General features: G+C 28.8%; 20 protein-coding genes. 9 read left to right on the top strand and 11 right to left on the bottom strand.

The annotated features are described in order from the left end of the window. Nucleotides 1-45: 45 nt before the first annotated feature. Both ACFOWD_RS01870 and ACFOWD_RS01865 read right to left on the bottom strand, forming a co-directional pair. Nucleotides 46-1,320, bottom strand: coding sequence for a carboxypeptidase-like regulatory domain-containing protein (locus tag ACFOWD_RS01870; RefSeq protein WP_377407634.1), 1,275 nt, complete (start codon nt 1,318-1,320; stop codon nt 46-48). 114 nt (nt 1,321-1,434) lie between these two features. After that, nucleotides 1,435-3,516 (bottom strand): adenylate/guanylate cyclase domain-containing protein, encoded by a 2,082-nt coding sequence (locus ACFOWD_RS01865; RefSeq protein ID WP_377407632.1) that lies wholly within the window; start codon nt 3,514-3,516, stop codon nt 1,435-1,437. A gap of 167 nt (nt 3,517-3,683) precedes the next feature. Between ACFOWD_RS01865 and ACFOWD_RS01860 the strand changes: the two genes are divergently transcribed. Both ACFOWD_RS01860 and ACFOWD_RS01855 read left to right on the top strand, forming a co-directional pair. After that, entirely contained in the window at nt 3,684-4,010 is a 327-nt protein-coding gene (locus ACFOWD_RS01860) for a nucleotide pyrophosphohydrolase (protein ID WP_377407630.1), read from the top strand. Next, nucleotides 4,011-4,277, top strand: coding sequence for a hypothetical protein (locus tag ACFOWD_RS01855; protein WP_377407628.1), 267 nt, complete (start codon nt 4,011-4,013; stop codon nt 4,275-4,277). A gap of 339 nt (nt 4,278-4,616) precedes the next feature. Here the strand turns inward: ACFOWD_RS01855 and ACFOWD_RS01850 are convergent, their stop codons facing one another. Both ACFOWD_RS01850 and ACFOWD_RS01845 read right to left on the bottom strand, forming a co-directional pair. Further along, nucleotides 4,617-5,927 (bottom strand): OmpP1/FadL family transporter, encoded by a 1,311-nt coding sequence (locus ACFOWD_RS01850; protein WP_377407626.1) that lies wholly within the window; start codon nt 5,925-5,927, stop codon nt 4,617-4,619. A 189-nt stretch (nt 5,928-6,116) separates the two neighbouring features. Further along, complete coding sequence (locus tag ACFOWD_RS01845; RefSeq protein WP_377407624.1) at nt 6,117-9,224, bottom strand: WD40/YVTN/BNR-like repeat-containing protein; 3,108 nt, start codon at nt 9,222-9,224, stop codon at nt 6,117-6,119. Nucleotides 9,225-9,279: 55 nt separating this feature from the next. Between ACFOWD_RS01845 and ACFOWD_RS01840 the strand changes: the two genes are divergently transcribed. The 4 genes from ACFOWD_RS01840 (at nt 9,280) to ACFOWD_RS01825 (ending at nt 13,792) form a co-directional block, all read left to right on the top strand. Beyond that, nucleotides 9,280-10,509, top strand: a complete 1,230-nt coding sequence (locus ACFOWD_RS01840) for a 3-phosphoshikimate 1-carboxyvinyltransferase (protein WP_377407622.1) — start codon at nt 9,280-9,282, stop codon at nt 10,507-10,509. Between the two features lie 75 nt (nt 10,510-10,584). Then, nucleotides 10,585-11,634: a tRNA preQ1(34) S-adenosylmethionine ribosyltransferase-isomerase QueA gene (gene queA, locus ACFOWD_RS01835; protein ID WP_288956544.1), complete on the top strand. Its 1,050-nt coding sequence runs from the start codon at nt 10,585-10,587 to the stop codon at nt 11,632-11,634. A gap of 69 nt (nt 11,635-11,703) precedes the next feature. Continuing rightward, nucleotides 11,704-12,744: a 23S rRNA (adenine(2503)-C(2))-methyltransferase RlmN gene (rlmN, locus tag ACFOWD_RS01830; protein WP_377407620.1), complete on the top strand. Its 1,041-nt coding sequence runs from the start codon at nt 11,704-11,706 to the stop codon at nt 12,742-12,744. A gap of 70 nt (nt 12,745-12,814) precedes the next feature. Continuing rightward, nucleotides 12,815-13,792 carry a polyprenyl synthetase family protein gene (locus ACFOWD_RS01825; RefSeq protein WP_298989561.1) on the top strand — a complete coding sequence of 326 codons (978 nt, stop codon included), beginning with the start codon at nt 12,815-12,817 and terminating at the stop codon, nt 13,790-13,792. Here the strand turns inward: ACFOWD_RS01825 and ACFOWD_RS01820 are convergent. Next, nucleotides 13,789-15,297, bottom strand: coding sequence for a GH3 auxin-responsive promoter family protein (locus tag ACFOWD_RS01820; RefSeq protein WP_377407618.1), 1,509 nt, complete (start codon nt 15,295-15,297; stop codon nt 13,789-13,791). The two genes, ACFOWD_RS01825 and ACFOWD_RS01820, sit on opposite strands and share 4 nt — an antisense overlap. A gap of 59 nt (nt 15,298-15,356) precedes the next feature. On the opposite strand from ACFOWD_RS01820, the gene ACFOWD_RS01815 reads away from it, so the two are divergent. Genes ACFOWD_RS01815 through ACFOWD_RS01805 form a run of 3 tightly spaced genes read left to right on the top strand, consistent with a single transcriptional unit; the run spans nt 15,357 to nt 17,565 of the window. After that, entirely contained in the window at nt 15,357-16,148 is a 792-nt protein-coding gene (locus ACFOWD_RS01815; protein ID WP_377407616.1) for a DUF2797 domain-containing protein, read from the top strand. Between the two features lie 42 nt (nt 16,149-16,190). Then, nucleotides 16,191-17,141 carry a carbon-nitrogen hydrolase family protein gene (locus tag ACFOWD_RS01810; RefSeq protein WP_377407614.1) on the top strand — a complete coding sequence of 317 codons (951 nt, stop codon included), beginning with the start codon at nt 16,191-16,193 and terminating at the stop codon, nt 17,139-17,141. Between the two features lies 1 nt (nt 17,142). Then, nucleotides 17,143-17,565, top strand: coding sequence for a secondary thiamine-phosphate synthase enzyme YjbQ (locus tag ACFOWD_RS01805; RefSeq protein WP_377407612.1), 423 nt, complete (start codon nt 17,143-17,145; stop codon nt 17,563-17,565). On the opposite strand, the gene ACFOWD_RS01800 is transcribed toward ACFOWD_RS01805, so the two are convergent. The 6 genes from ACFOWD_RS01800 to ACFOWD_RS01775 are packed head-to-tail and all read right to left on the bottom strand — an operon-like array spanning nt 17,539 to nt 23,413. Further along, nucleotides 17,539-18,360: an HAD family hydrolase gene (locus ACFOWD_RS01800; RefSeq protein WP_377407610.1), complete on the bottom strand. Its 822-nt coding sequence runs from the start codon at nt 18,358-18,360 to the stop codon at nt 17,539-17,541. The two genes, ACFOWD_RS01805 and ACFOWD_RS01800, sit on opposite strands and share 27 nt — an antisense overlap. Further along, on the bottom strand, nt 18,361-19,374 hold the full coding sequence (locus ACFOWD_RS01795; RefSeq protein WP_298989536.1) for a LacI family DNA-binding transcriptional regulator: 1,014 nt from the start codon (nt 19,372-19,374) through the stop codon (nt 18,361-18,363). 48 nt (nt 19,375-19,422) lie between these two features. Beyond that, a complete protein-coding gene (locus ACFOWD_RS01790; RefSeq protein WP_377407608.1) occupies nt 19,423-20,820 on the bottom strand; it encodes a mannosyltransferase in 1,398 nt (465 codons plus the stop codon). Next, nucleotides 20,820-22,310, bottom strand: a complete 1,491-nt coding sequence (locus ACFOWD_RS01785; protein ID WP_377407606.1) for a cellulose synthase family protein — start codon at nt 22,308-22,310, stop codon at nt 20,820-20,822. The genes ACFOWD_RS01790 and ACFOWD_RS01785 overlap by 1 nt, the downstream gene beginning before the upstream one ends. Then, the gene (locus tag ACFOWD_RS01780; protein WP_377407604.1) at nt 22,310-23,002 is read right to left on the bottom strand and encodes a glycosyltransferase family 2 protein; all 693 of its coding nucleotides are present in this window, start codon (nt 23,000-23,002) and stop codon (nt 22,310-22,312) included. Before ACFOWD_RS01780 ends, ACFOWD_RS01785 begins: the two co-directional genes overlap by 1 nt. Continuing rightward, nucleotides 23,003-23,413: a toxin-antitoxin system YwqK family antitoxin gene (locus ACFOWD_RS01775; protein ID WP_377407602.1), complete on the bottom strand. Its 411-nt coding sequence runs from the start codon at nt 23,411-23,413 to the stop codon at nt 23,003-23,005. Nucleotides 23,414-23,469 lie beyond the last annotated feature (56 nt).

Below are 23,469 nucleotides of genomic sequence, written 5' to 3'. Positions count from 1 at the left end.
TGTATAAATATTTTTACTCCAAATCAGTTTTTTAAACTTTTCAAATCAAAAATTTAACTTTAATTCTTCTATTATTTTTATTGAATTATAATTATTTTTTTTGGTATTAAAAAACCATCGATTATTAAATTTTTTAAAATGATTTTCTAAATTTGAAGTAGACTCAACTAAATCTATAGCTATTTTATAATAGTCTTTATCCTCCTTAATTCCTAATTGATTCCACTTTATAGAATCATAGAATATGTAAGGATTCGTCTCATACCTGTTTAAACTCCAATAATCTTTATTCGAAAATTTAAAATCCTTAAACTTCTGAGTTTTTATAGTTAATGTGTTAGTATATGTTAGGTCTTTGTGTTTTATATAAGCATCAATTTTTGAAATAAAAGGAATGTTGATATAATAACTAAATGAAATTTCTAATTCTGCAGGAATTCTTTTCTGAAAAGCTTGACTATAATACTTCTTAGTATTTGATGTAATTTTTATAATGTGTTTATTTTTTGCAATAACATATAATATTCCATTATCTATATTACCCTTATAATTAAAAACATAAACTAAATCATCTTTAATAAAAAAAGTACTATCTACTTTAAATTTATATCTATTGATATTCTTTTTAGATAAAACCCCATAAATTTCTGTATATCTAAAAGCATTTAAATTTGAACCACCTGAAGGATTTATGGTTTCTTTTGTTAAGTTCTTTTCATTTTTTTTGTAGGCTTTCCATTTAGGGTGATTAACATAAGCTCTAGATAATTTATTAAAAAACTTATAATTAGACAGCTGACTGGCATTATTGGTTTTGCCAGCATAAACAGAATACCCAACACTTTCCATAAACATTATATACTTGCTATTTTTTTTAGCCTTTTCTCTGTAATGTGCAATAGCTATATGAGGTTCTTGTTTTTTGTTATTATTATAGTTTAAAATAGTTTCTTTAATAAACTTTTTTAGTTTTAAGTTACTTTTAGTTTTAATAATAATTTCTTTTAAACTAATGGTATTTTCTAAAAGTGCTATATTTTTTATTTTATTAATTTCAGAAACCTGTAGTTTAAGAGTTTTGTAGCCTATATGTGAGATTAAAATTGTGTCAGTTTTTTTTGCATTAAAAATGGTAAATGAAAAGTTACCATTAATATCTGAAGTTGTTCCCAAAGATTTTTTTACATAAACTACAGATGCAAAAGGTAAAGGATTCTTTGTTTTTTTATCAAAAATTACTCCAGAAATCGAAAACTGATTTTGACTAGTTAAATTAAAACTTAAGCCAATTAAAAAAAGAATTAGTGTTTTTATTTTCATAAAAATACTATGTTTTTAGAGGTGAGTTCTGTTTTCACAAGATTAGAATATTCTTATTAAAGCTAATGCTGCAAAATAAATAGTTTTTCAAAAGAAAAAGGATTGGTTTAGTATTTATTTTTTACTCACAAAATACATGTTAATTTCTCCTTTACCTTTGGCTACAATTTTACCACGACTTTCAAAAGTAAAATCAGAATCATCTTTTAGATATTCATAAGTAGATTGGCTTATATTAACTTTATCTACTTCTCCATTACTTTCTATACGACTTGCTGTGTTTACAGTATCTCCCCAAATATCATATTGAAATTTTTTAACACCTACAATACCAGCTACTACAGGACCTGTGTTTATACCAACTCGCATTTGAAAAGAAGGAAGTCCTTTTGCATCCATTTCTGCTTTTCGTTCTCTTATAAAATTTTGCATTTCAAAAGCAGCCAAAACAGTATTTTTTACAGAATCATCAGTTGGAATAGGTAAACCACCTGCAGCCATATAAGCATCTCCAATGGTTTTTATTTTTTCAATACCAAACTTTTCCATAATAGCATCAAAAGCTTCAAAGCAAGTGTTTATTTCATTTACTAATTCAGCAGCACTAAGTTTTGCACTTTGCTCTGTAAACCCTTTAAAGTCTGTAAACAGTATAGAAACCATATCAAAATCTCGCGCATCTGCTTTCCCTTTTATTTTTAATTCTTCTGCAATTTCAGCAGGTAAAATATTAAGAAGAAGGTTTTCTGATCTATCTTTTTCTTTTTCTATGATGGCTTTCGATTTACGAACATATCTTAATCTACTATAAATACCACCTGCTATAAGTAAAATTAAACCTGCAACACCAAATAAAATATTACGTGTTTGGTTTTTTTTACGTACTTCTTCTTTATGAGCTACCTCTACTAATCTTTCTTTTTCTGCAGTTGCTAAGCTATCTGCAGTAACTTGTTTGTCAAACTCCATTTGTTGGAGTTTTTTTGCAGTTTCGCCTTCCTTTAAGGAATCTTTTGCTTGGTTTCCTAATTCATAGTATTCTAGTGCTTTTTTAAGATTACCTGAGGCTTTATAACTTTCATACAAACAATCACAATTTTGTTGTTGTTTTTCAAAACTTTCTATAGTCTTGGCCATTTCGTAACCTTCTTTACAGTATTTTATTGATAAACTATATTTTGATTGTTCTTTGTATAATGTACCAATTCGAGATAGAGCATCTGAAATACCATTTAGGTCTTTGATTTGTTCTTTAATTTTTAACCCTTTTTTGTAATATTGGAGAGCTTCTTTTTTTTTGCCTTCGTTATGACTTAAAACTCCAAGACTTATTAAAGTAGTAGAAATATTTAAGCCAAGGCCCATTTCTTCTTGAAGTTTTAGTGCTTGAGTATAGTAATCTTTTGCTTTACTAAACTTTTTAAGTTCTATATATATAGATCCCACATGACTAAGAGCTACTGAGTATGAATATTTATCTGAACTTATTCCTCTAATATTTAATGCTTTATTACTATATTCTAAAGCTTTATTATAATCTTTAATTTCGTAATATCTAGTTCCTAAATTTATTAAATTACTTACCATACCTCTCCTAAAATTCTCTTTTTTATGGATATCATAAGATTTAATATAATACTCAATAGATTTTATTTTATTACCTATTTTACCATAGATGTTTCCCATCATATTAAAACCATTAGCAACTCTTAAGTTTTTTCCAAGTTCTTTAAAATATTTAATACTTCTTGAAGTATAATTAAGAGCTTTCACGTAGTCATTCTTGTAGAAATAATTTACACCAATATTTGCCTCTGCTATAGCTAATCCGTCTTTATCATTCATCTTTTCAGCGATAACAATGTTTTCTTTAAAAAAATAGATAGCTTTATCTAGATTTCCTTTGCTCATCCAGTAACTACCTTTGTAATTATTAGCATGTTTTATAGCATAGGATAAATTATTTTTTAACCCAAAACTTTGTAAGTTTTCTGCATGAATTAATACTGAGTCTAAATCGAATTGCATATATGGGTTTATATAATCTACAAATGCATAGGCTCTGTCATAATCTTTTTTTGTTGTGTCTTGCCAAATGGTGAACAATGAGTCTTGTTTTTGTTGAAATTCATTTTTTTGTGCATTAATTGATGTTGTAAAAAAAGCAAGAGTAAGAATAAAGATGATTTTTTTCATAGAATAAAAGTTTAGATTGATTTATTCCATTTAGAAGGGACAGAAAGATGGTTTCAAATCAAATAGACATAACAATATACCTAATTTTTTTAAAACCTATAGAATTATGATAATTTAAAAATAATTCTTTGCAAAGTTTGTAAATTTACAACTTTAACTTCTAAGATATGAAAATACAAAACGCTCAGCAACAAGTAGACGAATGGATTAAAAATCATGGAGTTCGTTATTTTAATGAATTGACAAATATGGCTCAATTAACAGAAGAAGTTGGTGAAGTTGCTAGAATTATTGCAAGACGATATGGAGAGCAAAGTGAAAAAGAATCTGATAAAAATAAAGACTTAGGAGAAGAATTAGCAGATGTGCTATTTGTGGTTTTATGTTTAGCAAACCAAACAGGAGTTAATCTACAAGATGCTTTTGAGAAAAAGTTAGATATTAAAACTAAGCGTGATCATGACAGACATCATAATAACAAAAAATTAAAATAAATGAAATTTTTAGACAACTTTAAAAAACCAAAATTTTGGAGATTATTTATAAATTTTGCCATTCCATTTTTTCTTTTTGTAATTGTTTTTTCTCTTTTAATAAATAGTTTTTCAGATATTTTTTCTGGTAATTTTTCTGAGGTTAATAAAACCAACTTTGCAGAAGGACGATATAAAGCCTTTTTTGCTCCTAAAATTGTTTTAAGCTTAGTGTATGGTTTTTATATGGCAAATAAAAATATAAAAAGTGAATATAAAAAAGGTTAATCAAAAACTAAATAAAAACATAAATGAAGAGACAGAATTAATAAATTCTTTATCTATTGGTAAGTACTTATTAATTTATATTCCTATACTATTTGCAATGTTTGCAATAGGTCAAATTATAGCTAGTTTTTTTTAAATATTGAGTTTGATTGGCGTTTGATTTTATTTCAAGATATTAGTTTTGCTGTTTTATTTAGAATTTTTCATAAAATTAGAAAAGTAATCAATTCAAATTGGAAAAATAAAAACAATTAAAAAAATCGTCTAAAATAAAATTTTAGACGATTTTCTTTTTAAAATTATTTGTTATTTAAACTAGCTATTCAAGTTATTACCTTCTTATTTTAAGAAGTTATAAGAAATTCCAAACATAATTAAATCAGTGGTCATGTCATATGAAACCTCACTACCTGGTATTGCTCCATAAGGATTATTTGCTGAAGCAAACATTGGGTTTAATAATTGACCAGAAGTTTTACCATCACTTGCTCCATGATGATAAACAGCATCTAACATTATTTTATTACTAATTTCATAACTAAAACCAAATTGGAAAGCATTTGCTATAATAGCTGTAGCAGGAATGTTGAAAAACGCAACATCACTTTCAATAGGATTTGAACTATATGTATAGCCTAATCTTAATGGAAACTTTTCAATTCCTTTATATTGCAATCCTGCAGATATAATATTTATGTTTTTCCACCCAAATCCTGCAACAGATGCAGTTTGAGTCCATCCAGTTTTAGAGAAACCATCTGTGTTTTCGTAATCAACAGATCTGTAATCTAAAGCGAAATCAAAATTTCCTTTTGAATAACCAAGACCAAATGATAATATAGCAGGATAATCCATTTGAAAATTATTGGTAGCAGTACTACCATCTAAATATGTATTATTAAACTCGAATTCACTAAACTTCTGAGTTGTTTTATAGGATGCGCCTAACTTAAAACCAGAACCTGTATTAAAGAAAACTCCAAATTGAGCCCCAAAACCGAGTGCAGTAGCTTTATCTGTTGATGGGTAACCTGCTTGTGTTGGATTTGCTGTTGGATTTGGCATCAATTCTAAGGCAGCGTAATTCATTGTAGGTTGTACTCCAATAGAAAACTTATCACTTAACTCATAAGCCCAACTAAAACCAACTTGTAATAGCATGTAATCAGATTCAATTTTACCAAATCCTCCCATACTTTGAGGCATATTAATAGGGTTTGTTGTACTTTCTGGGAAAGTAACTCCAAATCCACTGATACCAAATGCAGACACTCCAAAAGTATGTTTACTATCTTCTTTACCCCAAACCATTGCTAGTGCTGGCATTGGAGATATTCCTCTATCATCAGCTGTGGTTCCACTCATAAAGTTTCCTGTTGGTTGTCCATTTGAATCAAAAATAGGAACTGTAGAATTTAATTCTGGTGCTGAGAAAAATAAGCCTAAATCAAATTTTATAAGTTTTTGGTCAAAGGTTGATAATGCAGCTGGATTCCATTGCATTGCTCCAGAAATATCTAATGGTTGTGCTGTTGCAGCACCACCCATAGACATATTAACAGCACCAACACCTTGCATAACATGCCCAGTTTGAGCAAATAAAGTTGACGCGAATAAAAGTGTAATTAATTTTAAAAATGAATTTTTCATAATATTAATATTTGTGAATATTTAAAGATTTTAAACATTCTATTTGCAACATTAAATCTAAGGCGAACCCTATTTTTATGCTATGACAAATATCATTTTTAGAAAATTTTCATCTCTTTTTAAAACAAAAAACACGACCCTATGAGTCGTGTTTAATATACTTTTCTAAGTTTTAAATACTAAATGAAATTAATCTAATTGAATTAAGTCTATATCACTATTTTTCACTTTTGTATTTAATTCTTTTACACCATTATTAAAGAGCTTATTTAATTTAGCCAATTCAAGATCTATTTGTTTTGTAATTTCATTTTTAAAATCGATAGCCTGTTGTGTAGGAGCATAATTACCAATTCTTGTTAATGAATTTAAATGAGCTAATTTGTTGTTAAGTCTAATTGGAAAATTTAAAGGATCTTGACCACTTTTACTTTTTGTTTGGTACAATGTTTCTTCAACAACAGTCATATCTTTTACTAACTTATCTGCAAAATCTATTAAGTCTTTATGTTTCTTTTTGTCTTTAATGGATTTCTTCAATAAACCAACTTGACTTCTAACTTTTTTCACATTCTTTAATGCTTTATGTATCTCAGTCATTTTAGCATTAATGTTATTTATAAAGTCAAATTGAGCTTTCATATCACTTTCTGTAGCTTCTGATTTAGGATTTTTTAAGATAATAAAAGGCTGACTCATTATTTTGTCATTTACTTTTAATTCAACCTTATAATCTCCAGGTAAAGCCATTGGTCCACTTAAAGAAGCCCACCATAAAATCATGCCTGGTACACGTTCTGCACCATCATACATCATATTCCAATAAAAAATATTATTACCATCTTTTACAGATAATTTACCATCTTTATTATCTTTATTTGGTTTGGTGCTAAATGTTTTGATGGCATTATCATTTTTATCATAAAAAGTTAAAGAAACCACATCCTTATCACCTTTTTCTTTGATGTAGAAATTTACTGCAACTCCTCCTGCATGATTTGTACCTGCAGTTCTAGAAGTCCTTCCACGACCACCACTCATATTATAGGCATCTTTTGGTCTATATAAGACAACATCTTCTTTTAATGTTGAAGAATTTAGTTGATGAAGAGGTGTTAAATCATCAATAATCCATAAAGATCTACCTTGTGTAGCTGCAATTAAATTATCGTTTTTAATAGCTAAATCTGTAATTGGTACAATTGGTAAATTTTGCTGAAAAGTTTGCCAATTATCACCATCATCAAAAGAAATATACATACCTCTTTCAGTACCTGCATATAATAAACCTTTACGTTTTGGGTCTGCTCTTAATGCTCTTGTAAAATCTTCAGAGGCAATTCCGTTTGTAATTTGTTTCCAAGATTTACCATAGTTTTCAGTTTTATAAATGTAAGGTGCATAATCTCCTGTTTTATATTTAGTCCCAACAATGTAAGCTCCACCTTTATTAAAGGGATCAACTTCTATGCAATTAATCATCATCCATTCTGGCATTTTTTTAGGAGTAATATTATTCCAAGTTGCTCCATTATCTTTAGAAACATGAACTAAACCATCATCTGAACCAGTATAAATTAATCCAGGTTCAAAAGAAGATTCTGTTGCTGCGAAAATAGTTCCATAATATTCTACTCCAGTATTGTCTTTAGTAATTGGACCTCCAGAAGGACCTAATGTTTTTGGATCGTTTCTAGTTAAATCTGGGCTAATAATTTTCCAAGATTGTCCTTCGTTTTCTGTTACATGCAAATGGTTAGAAGCTGCATACATTCTCTTTTTATTATTTGGCGAAAAGAATATTGGAAAATTCCATTGAAAACGATATTTAAAATCTTCTGCTCCATGACCCATAGGATCATCTGGCCATACATTTATAGCACGTGTTTCATTTGTTGTGTGATTAACTCTTGTTAATAATCCACCATAACTACCACCATAAACAATATCAGGATTTAATGGATCTGCAGCTAAATGTGCACTTTCACCACCAGCTGTTGAGCTCCAATCAGATTCTGTAATGAAACTACCATCTGTTCTATGTGAAATTCTTACTGTTGAATTATCTTGTTGTGCTGCTAAAATTCTGTATGGAAAATGATTATCTGTAGTTACTCTATAAAATTGAGATGTAGGTTGATTCATATACGTACTCCAATTTTCTCCAGCATCAAAAGAAATTTGTGCTCCACCATCATCACCAATAATCATTCTTTGGTTATCTTCTGGAGCAATCCATAAATCATGATGATCTCCATGAGGTGCATTATAAGTTTTATAAGTTCTACCACCATCTGTAGATTTATGATAACGTACATTTAAAACATATAAAATATTTTCATCTTGTGTATCTGCATACAAACGCGTATAATACCAAGCTCTTTGACGTAATTTACGTTCTGAATTTATTAATCTCCAAGTTTTACCAGCATCAAAAGACTTGTATACACCACCTTTTTTATTTTCTATTAAAGCATAAACTATATCTGAATTTACTGGTGAAACTGTAACACCAGCAATACCCCAAATTCCATCAGGTAAACCTTTGTTGGTAGAAATATTTGTCCAAGTTTCTCCTTCATCTGTACTTTTCCATAAAGCAGAACCATCACCACCTGAAGATAAACTGTAAGGTGTTCTTCTTACATTCCAAGTAGTTGCATATAAAATTCTTGGGTTATTAGGGTCAATAATTAAATCTACAACTCCAGCATTTTCATTAGAAAACAAAACTTTTCGCCAAGTTTCTCCTCCATCTGTTGTTTTATATACACCTCTTTCTTGAGTAGGTTTGTATAAATCTCCCATAACTCCTGCAAAAACAATATCAGAATTTTTTGGATGAATACGCATTCTTGGAATGTGTCTTGAGTTTTTTAAACCTACATGTTTCCATGTTTTTCCTGCATTTTCAGATTTCCAAACTCCATCTCCAGAAGAAACATTTCCACGAACGGTTTTTTCGCCCATTCCAACATAAATAACGTTATTGTCTGATTCAGAAATAGCCACTGAGCCAACTGAGCCACCAAAAAATCCGTCAGAAATATTTTGCCAAGTGTTACCTGCGTCATTAGTTTTCCAAACTCCACCACCTGTAGATCCCATGTAAAAAAGGTTTGCTTTACCAGAAACACCTGTAACAGCAGCACTTCTTCCTCCTCTAAAAGGTCCTATATTTCTCCATTCTACTGCACTAAAATATTCTTCAGAAACTTTGGTAGATTTTTTTTGTGCATTAACTTTGGCATTTGCTGTTAAGAAGATGCAAACTGCCAGAAAAAGTATTTTTTTCATGTTGGGTTAGTTATAAGTTTGAGGTTAAAAATAAGAATTAAATTCAGTTTTAGAAATGGACATATTGTTAAATGTTTTAGAGGATAAAAAAATACACCAAGAAATTACTATATCTGGTTCTAAAAGTGAATCTAACAGATTATTAATTTTACAGAAGCTTTTTCCTGAAATTTCAATAGAAAATTTATCTGATTCTGATGATTCTGTTCACATGCAACACGCACTTTCTACTCAAGATGAATTAGTAGATATAGGACACGCAGGAACTGCAATGCGTTTTTTAACTTCTTATTTCGCAGTTCAAGAAAACAGAGAAACTGTACTTACAGGTTCTGAAAGAATGCAAAATAGGCCTATAGAAATCTTAGTAAATGCCTTAAAAGATTTAGGAGCTAATATTACTTATGAAGCTAAAGAAGGGTATCCTCCAATAAGAATTATTGGTAAAAAACTAATTAAAGATAAAGCACAAATTAATGGTAATGTAAGTAGTCAATACATTTCTTCTCTACTATTAATAGCGTCAAAATTAGAAAAAGGATTAGAGATAGAATTAATTGGTAAAATAACTTCTGTACCTTATATAAAGATGACATTGAGTTTATTAACTCAATTAGGAATTGATAATAAATTTGAAGGAAATTTTATTACAGTTTATCCTAAAAAATCAATTCATAAACAAACTGTTGTAGTAGAATCAGATTGGTCTTCTGCTAGTTACTTTTATTCTATAATAGCTTTATCAGAAATTGGTTCAGAAATCCAATTAACTGCATATAAAAAAGAGAGCTTACAAGGAGATTCTTGTTTAGCTGAAATTTATAATCATTTTGGAGTAGAAACAACTTTTAATCAAAATTCTATCACTCTAAAAAAGATAAAAAGAAGTAATACTTCTTCTTTAGATATTGATTTAAAAAATGCTCCAGATATTGCACAAACTATTGCTGTGACTTGTTTTGCAGAGCGTATTTCTTGTAATTTAACAGGTTTACATACTTTAAAAATTAAAGAAACTGACAGATTAGTTGCGTTACATGATGAGCTTACTAAACTTGGAGCATCAATAAAAGTTTCTGATGAGAGTTTACATTTAGAAGTTTCCACAAAAATCAATGCAAATGTTTCTATAAAAACCTATAATGATCATAGAATGGCTATGGCTTTTGCACCTCTAGCTTTAAGAGTTCCAATACAGATTTTAGATGCTGAAGTTGTTACAAAATCTTATCAAAAATTTTGGGATGATATGCATCAATTAGGTATTAAAATAGATAATATTTAAATTAAATCGCTAAACACTTGACAACCCCTATCATGAGATTGTATCTTTGCAACTTTTGTAAAAGAATATAGACTTATGAAATTATCAAACTTTGACTTTGAATTACCAGAAGAATTATTAGCAGAATATCCTGCAGAACATAGAGATGAATCACGTTTAATGGTTCTAAACAGAAAAGAGCAAACTATAGAGCACAAACTGTTTAAAGATGTTATAAACTACTTTGATGAGGGTGATGTAATGATGTTAAATAACACAAAGGTTTTTCCTGCTAGAATGTTTGGTAACAAAGAAAAAACAGGAGCAAGAATCGAAGTTTTCTTATTAAGAGAGTTAAATGCAGAAAATAGACTTTGGGATGTTTTAGTAGATCCTGCAAGAAAAATTAGAATTGGAAACAAATTATTTTTTGGAGAAGATGATAGTTTAGTAGCAGAAGTGATAGATAATACTACTTCTAGAGGTAGAACATTACGTTTCTTGTTTGATGGAAGTTATGAAGCTTTTAGAGAAAAATTATTAGAATTAGGTGAGACTCCTTTACCAAAATATATCAATAGAGAGGTAGAAGCATCAGATGAAGAGCGTTACCAAACTATTTATGCAAAACACGAAGGTGCAGTAGCTGCTCCAACTGCAGGTTTGCACTTTTCTAAACATTTATTAAAGCGTTTAGAAATTAAAGGAGTTGATTTTGCAGAAATGACTTTACATGTTGGTTTAGGTACTTTTAGTCCTGTAGAGGTAGAAGATTTATCTAAGCATAAAATGGATTCTGAGCAAATTATTATTCCACAGTCTGCTGCAGATAGAATAAATTTAGCTAAAAATGAAAAGAGAAGAATTTGTGCAGTAGGTACAACTGTAATGAGAACAGTAGAATCTTCAGTATCTTCTAATCAAATGCTAAATCCTTACGAAGGTTGGACAAATAAATTTATTTTTCCTCCTTATGATTTTAGCATTGCAAACTCAATGATTACAAATTTCCATACACCTAAATCTACATTGTTAATGATGGTAGCAGCATTTGCTGGTTACGATTTTACAATGAAAGCTTACAAAGAAGCAGTAAAAGAAGGGTATAGATTTTACTCTTATGGAGATGCAATGTTAATCATCTAAATTAAAATAAAATTTATAAAAATATAAACCTCACAAGTTTCTTGTGAGGTTTTGTACTTTTGCAAGCAAATGAAGCCTAAAAAGAAAGACATAAGAGCCTTAACCAAAGAACAATTACGCCAATTTTTTGTAGAAAATGGCGATAAAGCTTTTCGTGGAAATCAAGTTTACGATTGGTTATGGAGCAAATCTTTGCACACCTTTGAAGATATGACTAACATCTCTAAAGAAACTAGAAAAATGTTAGAAGATAACTTTGTTATCAATCATATTAAAGTAGATTCTATGCAAAAAAGTGCAGATGGCACTATAAAAAACGGAATAAAATTACATGATGGCTTAGTAGTAGAATCTGTTTTAATTCCTACATCAACCAGAACAACAGCATGTGTTTCTAGTCAAGTTGGGTGTAGTTTAGACTGTAAATTTTGTGCTACAGCTCGTTTAAAAAGAATGCGTAATTTAAATCCTGATGAGATTTATGATCAAGTTGTGGTGATAGATAAACAAAGTAGATTATATCATAATCATCCATTAACAAATATTGTTTTTATGGGAATGGGTGAGCCACTTATGAATTACAAAAATGTAATGAAATCTATAGAAATGATCACCTCTCCTGAAGGGTTGGGTATGTCATCAAAAAGAATCACTGTATCTACTTCTGGTGTGCCAAAAATGATTAAAAAAATGGCAGATGAAGAAGTTAAATTTAATTTAGCAGTCTCTTTACATTCTGCAATAGATGAGGTTAGAACTTCAATTATGCCTTTTAATACTACTTTTCCTTTAAAAGATTTAAGAGAAGCTTTAGAATATTGGTATGCAAAAACAAAAAGAGCAATTACTTACGAATATGTGGTTTGGGAAGGTATAAACGATAGAAAAGAAGACATAAAGGCTTTAGTAGATTTTTGTAAATATGTGCCTTGTAAAGTAAATTTAATAGAATACAACCCTATTGATGATGGCCAATTTCAGCAAGCAAGTAATGCTGCAATTAACAACTACATTTCTAACTTAGAAATGAATGATATCACCATAAACGTAAGAAGAAGTAGAGGTAAAGATATTGATGCTGCTTGTGGGCAATTAGCAAATAAGTCTTAACATATATTTCTGATTTCTTAGAGTTTAACTTGTAAAAATTCTTGTTTATATTTCGTATTTTTGTGCTTGAATGAAGCCTGTAGAACTTATAAAACTTCCTATTAAAAAAGAGATGGAACTCTTTGAGAAAAAGTTCAAGGATTCCATGCTTTCTAAAGTTCCGCTTTTAAACAGAATTACATATTACATTGTTCGTAGAAAAGGAAAACAAATGAGACCAATGTTTGTTTTTTTAGTTGCAAAAATGGTTTCTGAAGGCGGTTTTGATGAGCGAACTTATAGAGGTGCTTCTGTAGTTGAATTGATTCACACAGCCACTTTAGTGCATGATGATGTAGTTGATGATTCTAATAGAAGAAGAGGCTTTTTCTCTATAAATGCACTTTGGAAAAATAAAATTGCAGTTTTAGTTGGTGATTTTTTACTCTCAAAAGGTTTGTTGTTATCTATTGATAATGAAGATTTTGATTTACTTAAATTGATTTCGATTGCAGTTCGTGAAATGAGTGAAGGTGAATTGTTACAAATAGAAAAAGCAAGAAAATTAGATATTACAGAAGACATTTATTTTGATATCATAAGGCAAAAAACAGCTACTTTAATTGCTGCTTGTTGTGGAATTGGTGCTGCTTCTGTTGGAGCTTCAAATGAAACTGTTCAGCAAATGCGAAAGTTTGGAGAATACATAGGTATTGCTTTTCAAATAAAAGATGATTTGTTTGATTATACAGATGAGAAAATAGGAAAACCAACAGGTATAGATATTAAAGAGCAAAAAATGACTTTACCTCTAATCTATACATTGAATAATTGCTCTAAGAAAGAAAAATCTTGGATAATTAACTCTGTTAAAAAGTATAACAAAGACAAAAAAAGAGTAAAAGAAGTAATTGCTTTTGTAAAAGAAAATGGAGGTATAGATTATACTATAGCTAAAATGAATGATTACAAAAACAAAGCGCTTTCTATATTAGAAACTTATCCAGATTCACCTTATAAAAGTTCGTTATTACAAATGATAGATTATGTGGTTGAGCGTAAAGTTTAAATTGCCAATAGCTCTTCAACAAAAGCTCTAGAATTAGATAATCTTGGCACTTTGTGTTGCCCACCTAATTTCCCTTTTTGTTTCAGCCATTCATAAAAAAGTCCCTTTTTAGCAACGTGAATTTTAGGCATAGCTAAAGTCATGTTGTTGTAACGTTTAGCTTCATAATCAGAATTAATAGACTTTAAGGCATTGTCTAAAATTTCTGTGAAATAGTTCATGCTTTTTGGATGCTTTTCAAATTCGATTATCCACTCATGACCACCACTTTTTTTGCCTTCCATAAAAATTGGGCCTACTGTATAATCATTAATTAAGGCATCAGTTTTTTCACAAGTAAGCTTTAGTGCGTCTTCTACATTTTCAATATTTAATTCTTCTCCAAATACATTAATATAGTGTTTAGTTCTTCCTGTAATTTTTATTCTGTAAGGATCTAAAGAAGTAAAACGAATGGTATCACCAATCATATATCTCCATAAACCACTATTTGTAGTTATTACTAATGCATAATCTATATTTTTTTGTACTTCAGATAATGGAATTGCTATAGAACTCTCTCCTTTGTATTCAGACATGGGTATAAACTCATAAAAAATACCATAGTCTAACATTAACAATAATTCTTTTGAACCATTTCTATCTTGAATAGCAAAGAAACCCTCAGAGGCATTGTAGGTTTCATAATATTGAAAATTCTTTTTTGGAATCAATTTTTTATACTGCTCTCTGTAAGGATTAAAGTTTACGCCTCCATGAAAATATACCTCTAAATTAGGCCAAACTTCAAGAATATTATTTTTTCCTGTTCTTTCTAAAACACGATTTAATAAGACTAACATCCAACTTGGTACACCTACTAAACTTGTAATATCTTCTTTTATAGTTTCATCAATAATGGCTTCCATTTTGGTTTCCCATTCAGACATCATTGCTACTTCTAAACTTGGTGCAGAGCTATAATCTGCCCAAAAAGGTAAGTTTTCTGTTATAATTGCAGATAAATCTCCAAAGTAAGAATTGTTGTCTTCGTAAATATCAGAACTACCTCCTAATTTTAAACCTTTACCTGTAAAAAGCTTTGTTTCTTCGTTATTATTGATGTATAAACACAACATATCTTTACCTGCTTTCATGTGGCAATATTCTAAAGCTTCATTGCTTACAGGTATAAATTTACTTTTTGCATTTGTTGTACCACTACTTTTTGCAAACCATTTAATTGGTGTAGGCCAAAATAAATTTTGTTCGCCTTTTCTACAACGTTCAATTAAAGGTTCTATGCTTTCATATTTTTGAATAGGAACTTTATCAGCAAAATCTTGATAGGTTTTTATTGAAGAAAAATCATATTGTTTTCCAAATTCAGTGCGTTTTGCAGTTTGTAAAAGTTTCGCTAAAACTTCATCTTGAACATCTGTAGGATACTTTAAAAACAACTCAATTTGATGAATTCGTTTTTTTAAAAACCAAGAAATTATAGAATTTACAATTGGAAAAGGCATAAATAAAGTTCGGTTTTTTACGTAAGTTTGTTAGAAGCTAAAAATAGTAAAATTTGGTTATGGTTTATCAAGGAGTATTAAAAAAAATGATGACAGAGAATGCTGAGGAAATTCAGTATTATTTAGATATGAAATCTGATTTTTTAAACATGAATCAACTCATCAACAAAGAAATAGCACTTTCTTTTGTGACTTATGAGTGTTTAAATTGTCATTTAGAAAAGAAAATCTACAGACAGGGATTCTGCCAATCTTGTTTTTTTGATATTCCACAAGCAGCAGATTGGATCATGAGACCAGAATTAAGTAAGGCGCATTTAGATGAAGAAGATAGAGATTTGGCTTATGAGAAAAAAGTACAATTGCAACCTCATATTGTGTATTTAGCAAATTCAAGCAATGTTAAAGTTGGTGTTACTAGAAAACAACAAGTTCCAACAAGATGGATAGATCAAGGAGCACATGAAGCCATAGAAATTGTTGAAGTACCTAATAGATATTTAGCAGGAATTACAGAAGTTACTTTAAAAGAGCATGTTGCAGACAAAACCAATTGGCGTAAAATGCTTAAAAATGATATAGAGGATGAAAACTTGGTGGAATGGAGAGATCGTTTAAAACAATATATTCCTGAAGAAGCTATGCCGTATTTTATAGAAAATAACACTGAAACTAATTTGAATTTTCCTGTTTTAAAATATCCTGAGAAACCTAAAAGTTTAAATATTGAAAAGCAAAAAAAGTATAAAGGGAAATTAGTAGGTATAAAAGGACAATATCTCATTTTTGAAGATGAAACCGTTTTTAATATCAGATCTAATGAAGGATTGGTGGTTTCTATAGAACTGTAAGTATTTTTTGAGTTTACGACTCTTAAATTTTAAATATTTAAAATGAATAATTTATTAAAAGTAGCCCTAGCACAAATTTCTCCTGTTTGGTTAAATAAAGAAAAAACCATAGAAAAAATTGAAAAATCAATTTTAGATGCAGCAAAACAAAATTGCGAACTTATTGTTTTTGGTGAAGCCTTATTACCTGGTTATCCTTTTTGGTTGGCATTAACAGGTGGTGCTGAATGGAATACAAAGACCAATAAAGAAATTCATGCACACTATATACGTAATTCTATTACCATAGAAAAAGGTGAATTAGACTCCATTTGCAAATTAGCCAAAGAACACAAAATGGCTATTTATTTAGGTATTATGGAACGTGCAGCAAATAGAGGAGGACATAGTATTTATGCAAGTTTGGTATATATAAATGAAGAAGGAGAAATAAAATCTGTACATAGAAAACTACAGCCAACTTACGATGAACGTTTAACTTGGGCTCCTGGAGATGGTAATGGTTTGCAAGTACATCCTTTAAAAGAATTTACAGTTGGTGGTTTAAATTGTTGGGAAAATTGGATGCCTTTACCAAGAACAGCATTGTATGGTTTAGGTGAAAATTTACACATTGCTGTTTGGCCTGGAAGTGATCATAATACAAATGATATTACTCGTTTTATTGCAAGAGAGTCAAGATCTTTTGTAATTTCTGTATCTGCATTGATGCAAAAAACAGACTTTCCTAAAGATATTCCTTATTATGATAAAATTGTAAAAGATGCACCAGAAGTTTTAGCAAATGGAGGTTCTTGTATTGCTGGACCTGATGGAGAATGGATAGTTGAACCAGTTTTACATAAAGAAGGGTTAATAATAGAAACTATAGATTTTAATAGAGTTTTAGAAGAACGTCAAAACTTTGATGCTGTTGGGCATTATTCTAGACCAGATGTAACCAAATTACATGTAAATAGAGAAAGACAAAGTACAGTTTCTTTTGAAGACTAATATGTTTTTCCACCAAAAAGAGATACAACTGCAACCTTTTAAAAGAGGTTTTCATTCGATAACTGAAACTGTGATTCAAGAATTCTCAGAGATAAAAAGTATTGAAAAAGGGTTTTTAAAAGTATTTATAAAACATACTTCTGCTAGTCTAACTATAAATGAAGATGCAGACCCAAGTGTACGTGTAGATTTTGAAAGTCATTTTAATAAAATAGTACCAGAAAACGCACCTTATTATATTCATACTTATGAAGGTTCAGATGATATGCCTGCGCATTTAAAAGCATCTTTATTGGGGAGCTCTATAGAAATACCAATCACAAATGGCAAATTAAATTTAGGAACTTGGCAAGGTATTTATTTGTGTGAACACAGAAATTATGGAGGAGCAAGAAAGTTAGTGCTTTCTGCTTTTGGAGTTTAAAAGTTGTTCTAAAACGACTTCAACTCCATAATTATCATTGCTTTCTGTAGTATATTTTGCTAAAGCTTTAATGTCTTTATGTGCATTTTTCATAGCAAAACTAAAGTTTGCTTCTTGCATCATTTCAATGTCATTATGATAATCACCAAAAACCATTGTTTCATCTTTAGAAATATTTAATAGGCTTTGTACTTTTCTTAATGCTTTTCCTTTATTGGCCTTTCTGTCTGATATATCTAACCAATTTTGACCAGAAATTTTAAATAAAACATCTTTATGTAAATCTTTAACAACTGGGTAAATAAAGTCTTCTGAGGAATCAAAATGATAGACTGCTATTTTAAAAATCGACTTCTTTTTCGCAATTTCAAATAAATCATCTACTTGCTCAAAACTATGGTAATACTCTTGAAATAATTCAATAAAACGTTCGTCTTTACTTTCTATAAAAGCACAATTATCTCCACATAAAACCATATTAGCACCAGAAATAGTTCTTATTACAGGTATAAATTCTAGAATTTTTTTTGAAGATAAAAAATTTGAAAGTAATACTTTGTTTCCTTTTTTAGCAACTCCACCATTTTCTGCAATTACATAAATGTCATCTTTAATAGTTTCTAATTTTGAAACAATACTATTATGTTGTCTTCCACTTGCAGCGCAAAAATGTATATTTTGTTTTTTTAGTTGGTTAAATAAGTCAAAAAATTGAGGACTAACTTGACCTTTTGAGTTTAGTAAAGTACCATCCATATCAGAAACAACTAACTTTACTTTGCTAAAATCGATCATTTATCTTGTAGAATCTCTTATAACTAAGTCAGTTTTAATTACTTTAGTAACTACTTCTTTTGTTTTGTTTTCTAGTTTGTCTATTAAAATTTCTGCAGCAGTTTGTCCCATAGTTTCACCATGTTGACTTATTGTTGTCATTTTTGGACTAGAGTGTCTTGCTAAAATTCCGTTAGAAAAAGCAATTACAGCAACATCTTTAGGTATTTTTTTGCCATTCTTTTTTACTGCTTTCATTACAGAAACAGCTACAGATTCTCCAGTTGTAATAACTGCGTCTACATCATTCGATTTTATAAAAGGTCTAACTATATTTTTATATTTTTTATAATCTCTTTCAACTATATTTAGCACTAAGTCTTCATTAAATGGTAATCCCATTTTTTCTAAACCTTTTTTGTAACCTAATAATCGTTGTTTACCTATATGTAAATCACTTATTGTAGATACAAAAGCAATTTTTTTATGCCCCTTTTTGTATAAAAATTCAACAGTATTAGAGGCACCTTCTAAATCATCTGTAATGACTTTATCACATTCTATAGATTGTGCAACTCTATCAAACATAACAATAGGAGTACCATTATTTATAGAATCTTTAAAGTGATTAAAATTGTTATTTAATTCTGTTTCTTTAGCTAACGAAAGTAAAAAACCATCTATACTACCATTAGATAACATTTCTATAATTTCTATTTCTTTATCATAAGATTGATTAGAAATACAAGTAATTACTTTATAACCTTTTTCTAAGGCAGTTTTTTCTATTCCTTTAAATACTTGAGCAAAAAAATAGTTTAACATGGTTGGTATAATAACACCAATCGTTTTTGTACTTCTATTTTTTAAACTTAAAGCATTAAAATTAGGCTTATAATTATGCTCTTTAGCGTATTTCTGAATTTTCTCTTTAGTGCTATTGCTTATTTCATAGCTGTCATTTAACGCTTTAGATACTGTAGAAATAGAAACATTAAATTCTTTGGCAATGTCTTTTATAGTCAGTTTCTTCATGAGATAATTAATAAGTTACTAATATATAAAAATTAAAACACTCAATTTTTAAGATACCATTAAATTATTATAGTTTTTATTTCTTAATTCATAAAAGAGGTAAGAAAAGACGATAACATATTCTAAAGCAACAAACCACAAATTTTCTTTCCAAGGTTCATTTGAGTAGGCTTGATATGTAAAGACTAAAACCAAGCTCCACACAATAGGAAATTTATACTTGGTAAAGACTGATAATATTAATGGAGTAGCTATATACCAAGGATGAACAGTTGTTGCTGTAAAATAATAAAAACACAAACCAAAAAGCATGGCAGATATTAAGTTTGTAAACGGTATGTTCTTTCTAAAGAAAGTAATATAAGCTAAAAATAAAATACTTATTACAGAAGTAATTTTACCAATTATTGCAATTTCATTAAAGCCTCTAAATAAATAACCAATTTCTCTAAATATGTAATAAAAGCTTGCATTAAACTCAAACTTACCAAACCATAAGCCTACAGAATTAGAATAATTTGCAATAAACTCTGATGAATAAAATGGTGAAAATAAAATGATATTTACAAAAATTACAATAAAGTAGAATACCATTAATTTCATTATTTTTTTTGGACTGATTTTAAATCCAGTCCAAAAGATCATATCGTTTTTTTCTTTTTTATAAAGTGGAATAAACCATTGAAAAAATAAAGGTAAAAACAATAAAGGAATTAATTTTATAGAGACAGAACAACCTAGTAAAATTGCAGCCATCATCCATTTTTGTTGTATAAGTTTGTATAATGCAAAAACTAGAAAGAATAACATTACTGGTTCAAAATGAAGATTTCCAGTCATTTCTATGATAATGAAAGGATTTAAAATGTACCAGAAAATATTTTTAATAGGTAGCTTTAAATGTTCAAGTATTTTTTTTCCAAAATATAAAATACCAATGTCTGTTAAAATTATTTGAATTCTTAAAACAATAATAGATCCAAAAATACTTTTACTCGAAAACAAAGCAGCTAATAAAAAACTTAATTGATTTAAAGGAGGGTAATTTGTGTAATGACTTCCATTTAAAGTACCCATTCCTGCATAGAGCTTTTTAGCTTCAGCTATAGGAAAGTTGTTTTGTTGAATAAATGTTTCAGGTAAAGATAAATAAGGATTTAAACCTTCTAAAATCATTCTTCCATCCCAAATAAATCTAAAAAAATCTTGTGATAAATTAGGTGTTACAAAAAGAAAAATTAATCTAAAAATTAATGCAATTCCTGCTAAATTAAAAAATGAAAATTCCTCAGATTTTAATAAAATGTAAAAACATCCAAAAAGACTAAACCAAAGGAAAGTGAGAAAATAAAAAGAAGTTCTTTCTAAAAAATAAGCAAATAAAAAATAGAGAATACTACTTAAAAATATGAGTAAAACACCTCTATATTTAGTCAATAAAGACATTATGCTTTAGAAAAAATTGACTTAAAAAACACATATGCAAAGCCAATAAAAAGCATTAAATGAAAGGGGAATAATCCAAAATCACCTCCTTGATCTCCAACTATAAATGCACTATACATTCCAAAGATAAAGTAGATGGCAAGTAGTCCTTCTAAAATTACGTGTACAGATGGTTTCTTTTTGATGTATTTGTTGTTTTTCCAGCCGTCTTTTAATGTTTTAATATTAAATTTTGGAGTTCTTACAAACTCACTTTTTTTACCAAAATGACCTTCTAAAACTGCAATTGTATTATGTAAAGAAAAGCCCATTGCAACAGAAAAGAATGTAAAAAAAGCGCCTATATATTTAAAAAACTTTACAAAACCACCACCATAAATATTTTTATACATATGCCAATAGCAAATAAAAAATATAATTGAACTCATTACAAAAAAGCTCATCACATAAAAATAGCCTTTTAAATGAGCATATTCATTTTTAATATACAACATTGGAACACTTAAAATAGCTACTAAAAAAATGCAAGTAAACATAGAGCTATTCAACAAATGTAATAAGCCATGAATTTTAGTTTTAAAAGAGATGTTTTTATTACTTACAATTCTTTTAAACATTTTTTGAAAATTCTCTGCTCCACCTTTATTCCATCTAAATTGTTGAGACCTAGCTGCACTAATAATTACCGGTAATTCTGCAGGAGTTTCAACATTTTCTAAATATTTAAATTTCCATTTTTTAAGTTGTGCTCTGTAACTTAAATCAATATCTTCTGTAAGTGTATCTCCTTGCCAATTTCCAGCATCTAAAATGCATTCTTTTCTCCAAATACCTGCAGTTCCATTAAAATTGATAAAATGACCTTTACTATTTCTACCCACTTGCTCTAAAGTAAAATGCGCATCTAACATAAAAGCCTGAATTCTTGTAAGTGTAGAATAATTTCGGTTGATATGGCTCCATCTTGTTTGTACTACACCAATTTCAGGATTTTTAAAATAAGGTACAGTTTGTAATAACCAGTCTTTTTTAGGTAAAAAATCTGCATCAAAAATGGCAATATATTCACCTTTTGCAATTTTTAATCCTTCTTTAAGTGCACCTGCTTTAAAACCTTTTCTATTAGTTCTTCTAATATGCTGAATATTAATTCCTTTTTCTTGAAGTTTTTTGATGTGTTTTGCAGTAACATCAACTGACTCATCTGTAGAATCGTCTAAAACCTGAATTTCTAATTTATCTTTTGGATATTCTAATTTTGCGATATTTTTTAATAAACGTTTCATTACATAAAGTTCATTAAAAACAGGAAGTTGAATGGTTACAAATGGTACTTCATCTGGATTTGAAAAATCAAATTTTACAGCATCATCTGTCTTATTTCTGTACTTTAAATAATTAACAAGAAGATTTAGTTGTGCTAATGCATACATAAAAATAAGCAGTAGACAAATGGTATAAATAATTATGACTAAATATTCTAAAATCATTATTTAAAGCTGTATTTAAAAATCCAACTAAGAATTTTTATCCCTGCAAATATAGTACCTTTTACGGTTCCTGAAACTTTTGATACGCCTATTCTATTTCTATATTTTACAGGTATTTCTTTATAAGTCATTTTTTGCTTAAGCACCTTTAGTTGCATTTCTACTGTCCAACCATAGGTCTTGTCTTCCATATTTAAAGCCAATAACTTGTTGTATTTAATAGCTCTAAAAGGGCCTAAATCAGAAAATTTAGCTCCAAAAAAAAGTTTCATTAAAAAAGTAGCTAACCAATTACCAAAAACTTGTTGAGGTGTCATAGAACCACTTTCTCTGAGTTTTTCTACTCTTGCTCCCAATACAAAATCGATGTCTTTATTAATTATTGGTGCAATAATTTCTGTAAGTTGTTCTGGATAGTCTGAATAATCACCATCTAAAAAAACAATAATATCTGGTTTTGTTTTTTGCTTACTGATGTAGTCTAAACCTTTTAAACAAGCATAACCATATCCTTTTTTAGTTTCTGTTAAAACAGTAGCTCCTGCATTTTTTGCATTTAATTCTGTTTTGTCTGTAGAATTATTACTAATTACAATTATTTCATCAACAATTTTAGGAATATCATTAACTACATGTGCTATTGAATCTTGCTCATTATAAGCAGGAATAATTACTTTTATAAGGTGATTCATTTATCTTAAATCCAACAGATTATTTTCTTTTTTAAAGGATGAAAAATCTGTCCATTCTTTTATTTTTTTACCCTCTTTAAATTTTGAAGCTTTTATCAGTTTTTCGTTATCATAAATTAAACAATACCCGTTTTTCTGATTGTTTTTTAATTGGCATTTGTGGTTTATTTTTCCTTTATCATCATAAAACAACCACCAATTATTTTTTACTCCTTCATAAAAATGCCCCTCTTTTTCTAAGGTTTCATTTTGGCTGTAAAAGTACCAATATTTTATTTTTTTATCATCCTTAAAACTACCTTCTTCTTTTAAACTACCATTTTTATAATAGAATTTCCAATAAGCAGTTTTTTTATTGTTTTTAGACCAACCTTCTTCTTTTAAATTACCATTATTGAAATAGTTTTTCACATATTTTTTTTGTGAAAATGTAATCAAAGAAAAAGAAATAATTAAAAAAGATATAA

The sequence above is a fragment of the Polaribacter marinivivus genome (assembly GCF_042651285.1).
GTDB classification, from domain to species: domain Bacteria; phylum Bacteroidota; class Bacteroidia; order Flavobacteriales; family Flavobacteriaceae; genus Polaribacter; species Polaribacter marinivivus.
Note: the sequence above shows the minus strand (reverse complement) of the source record. Positions and strands in the feature narration are given on the sequence as shown.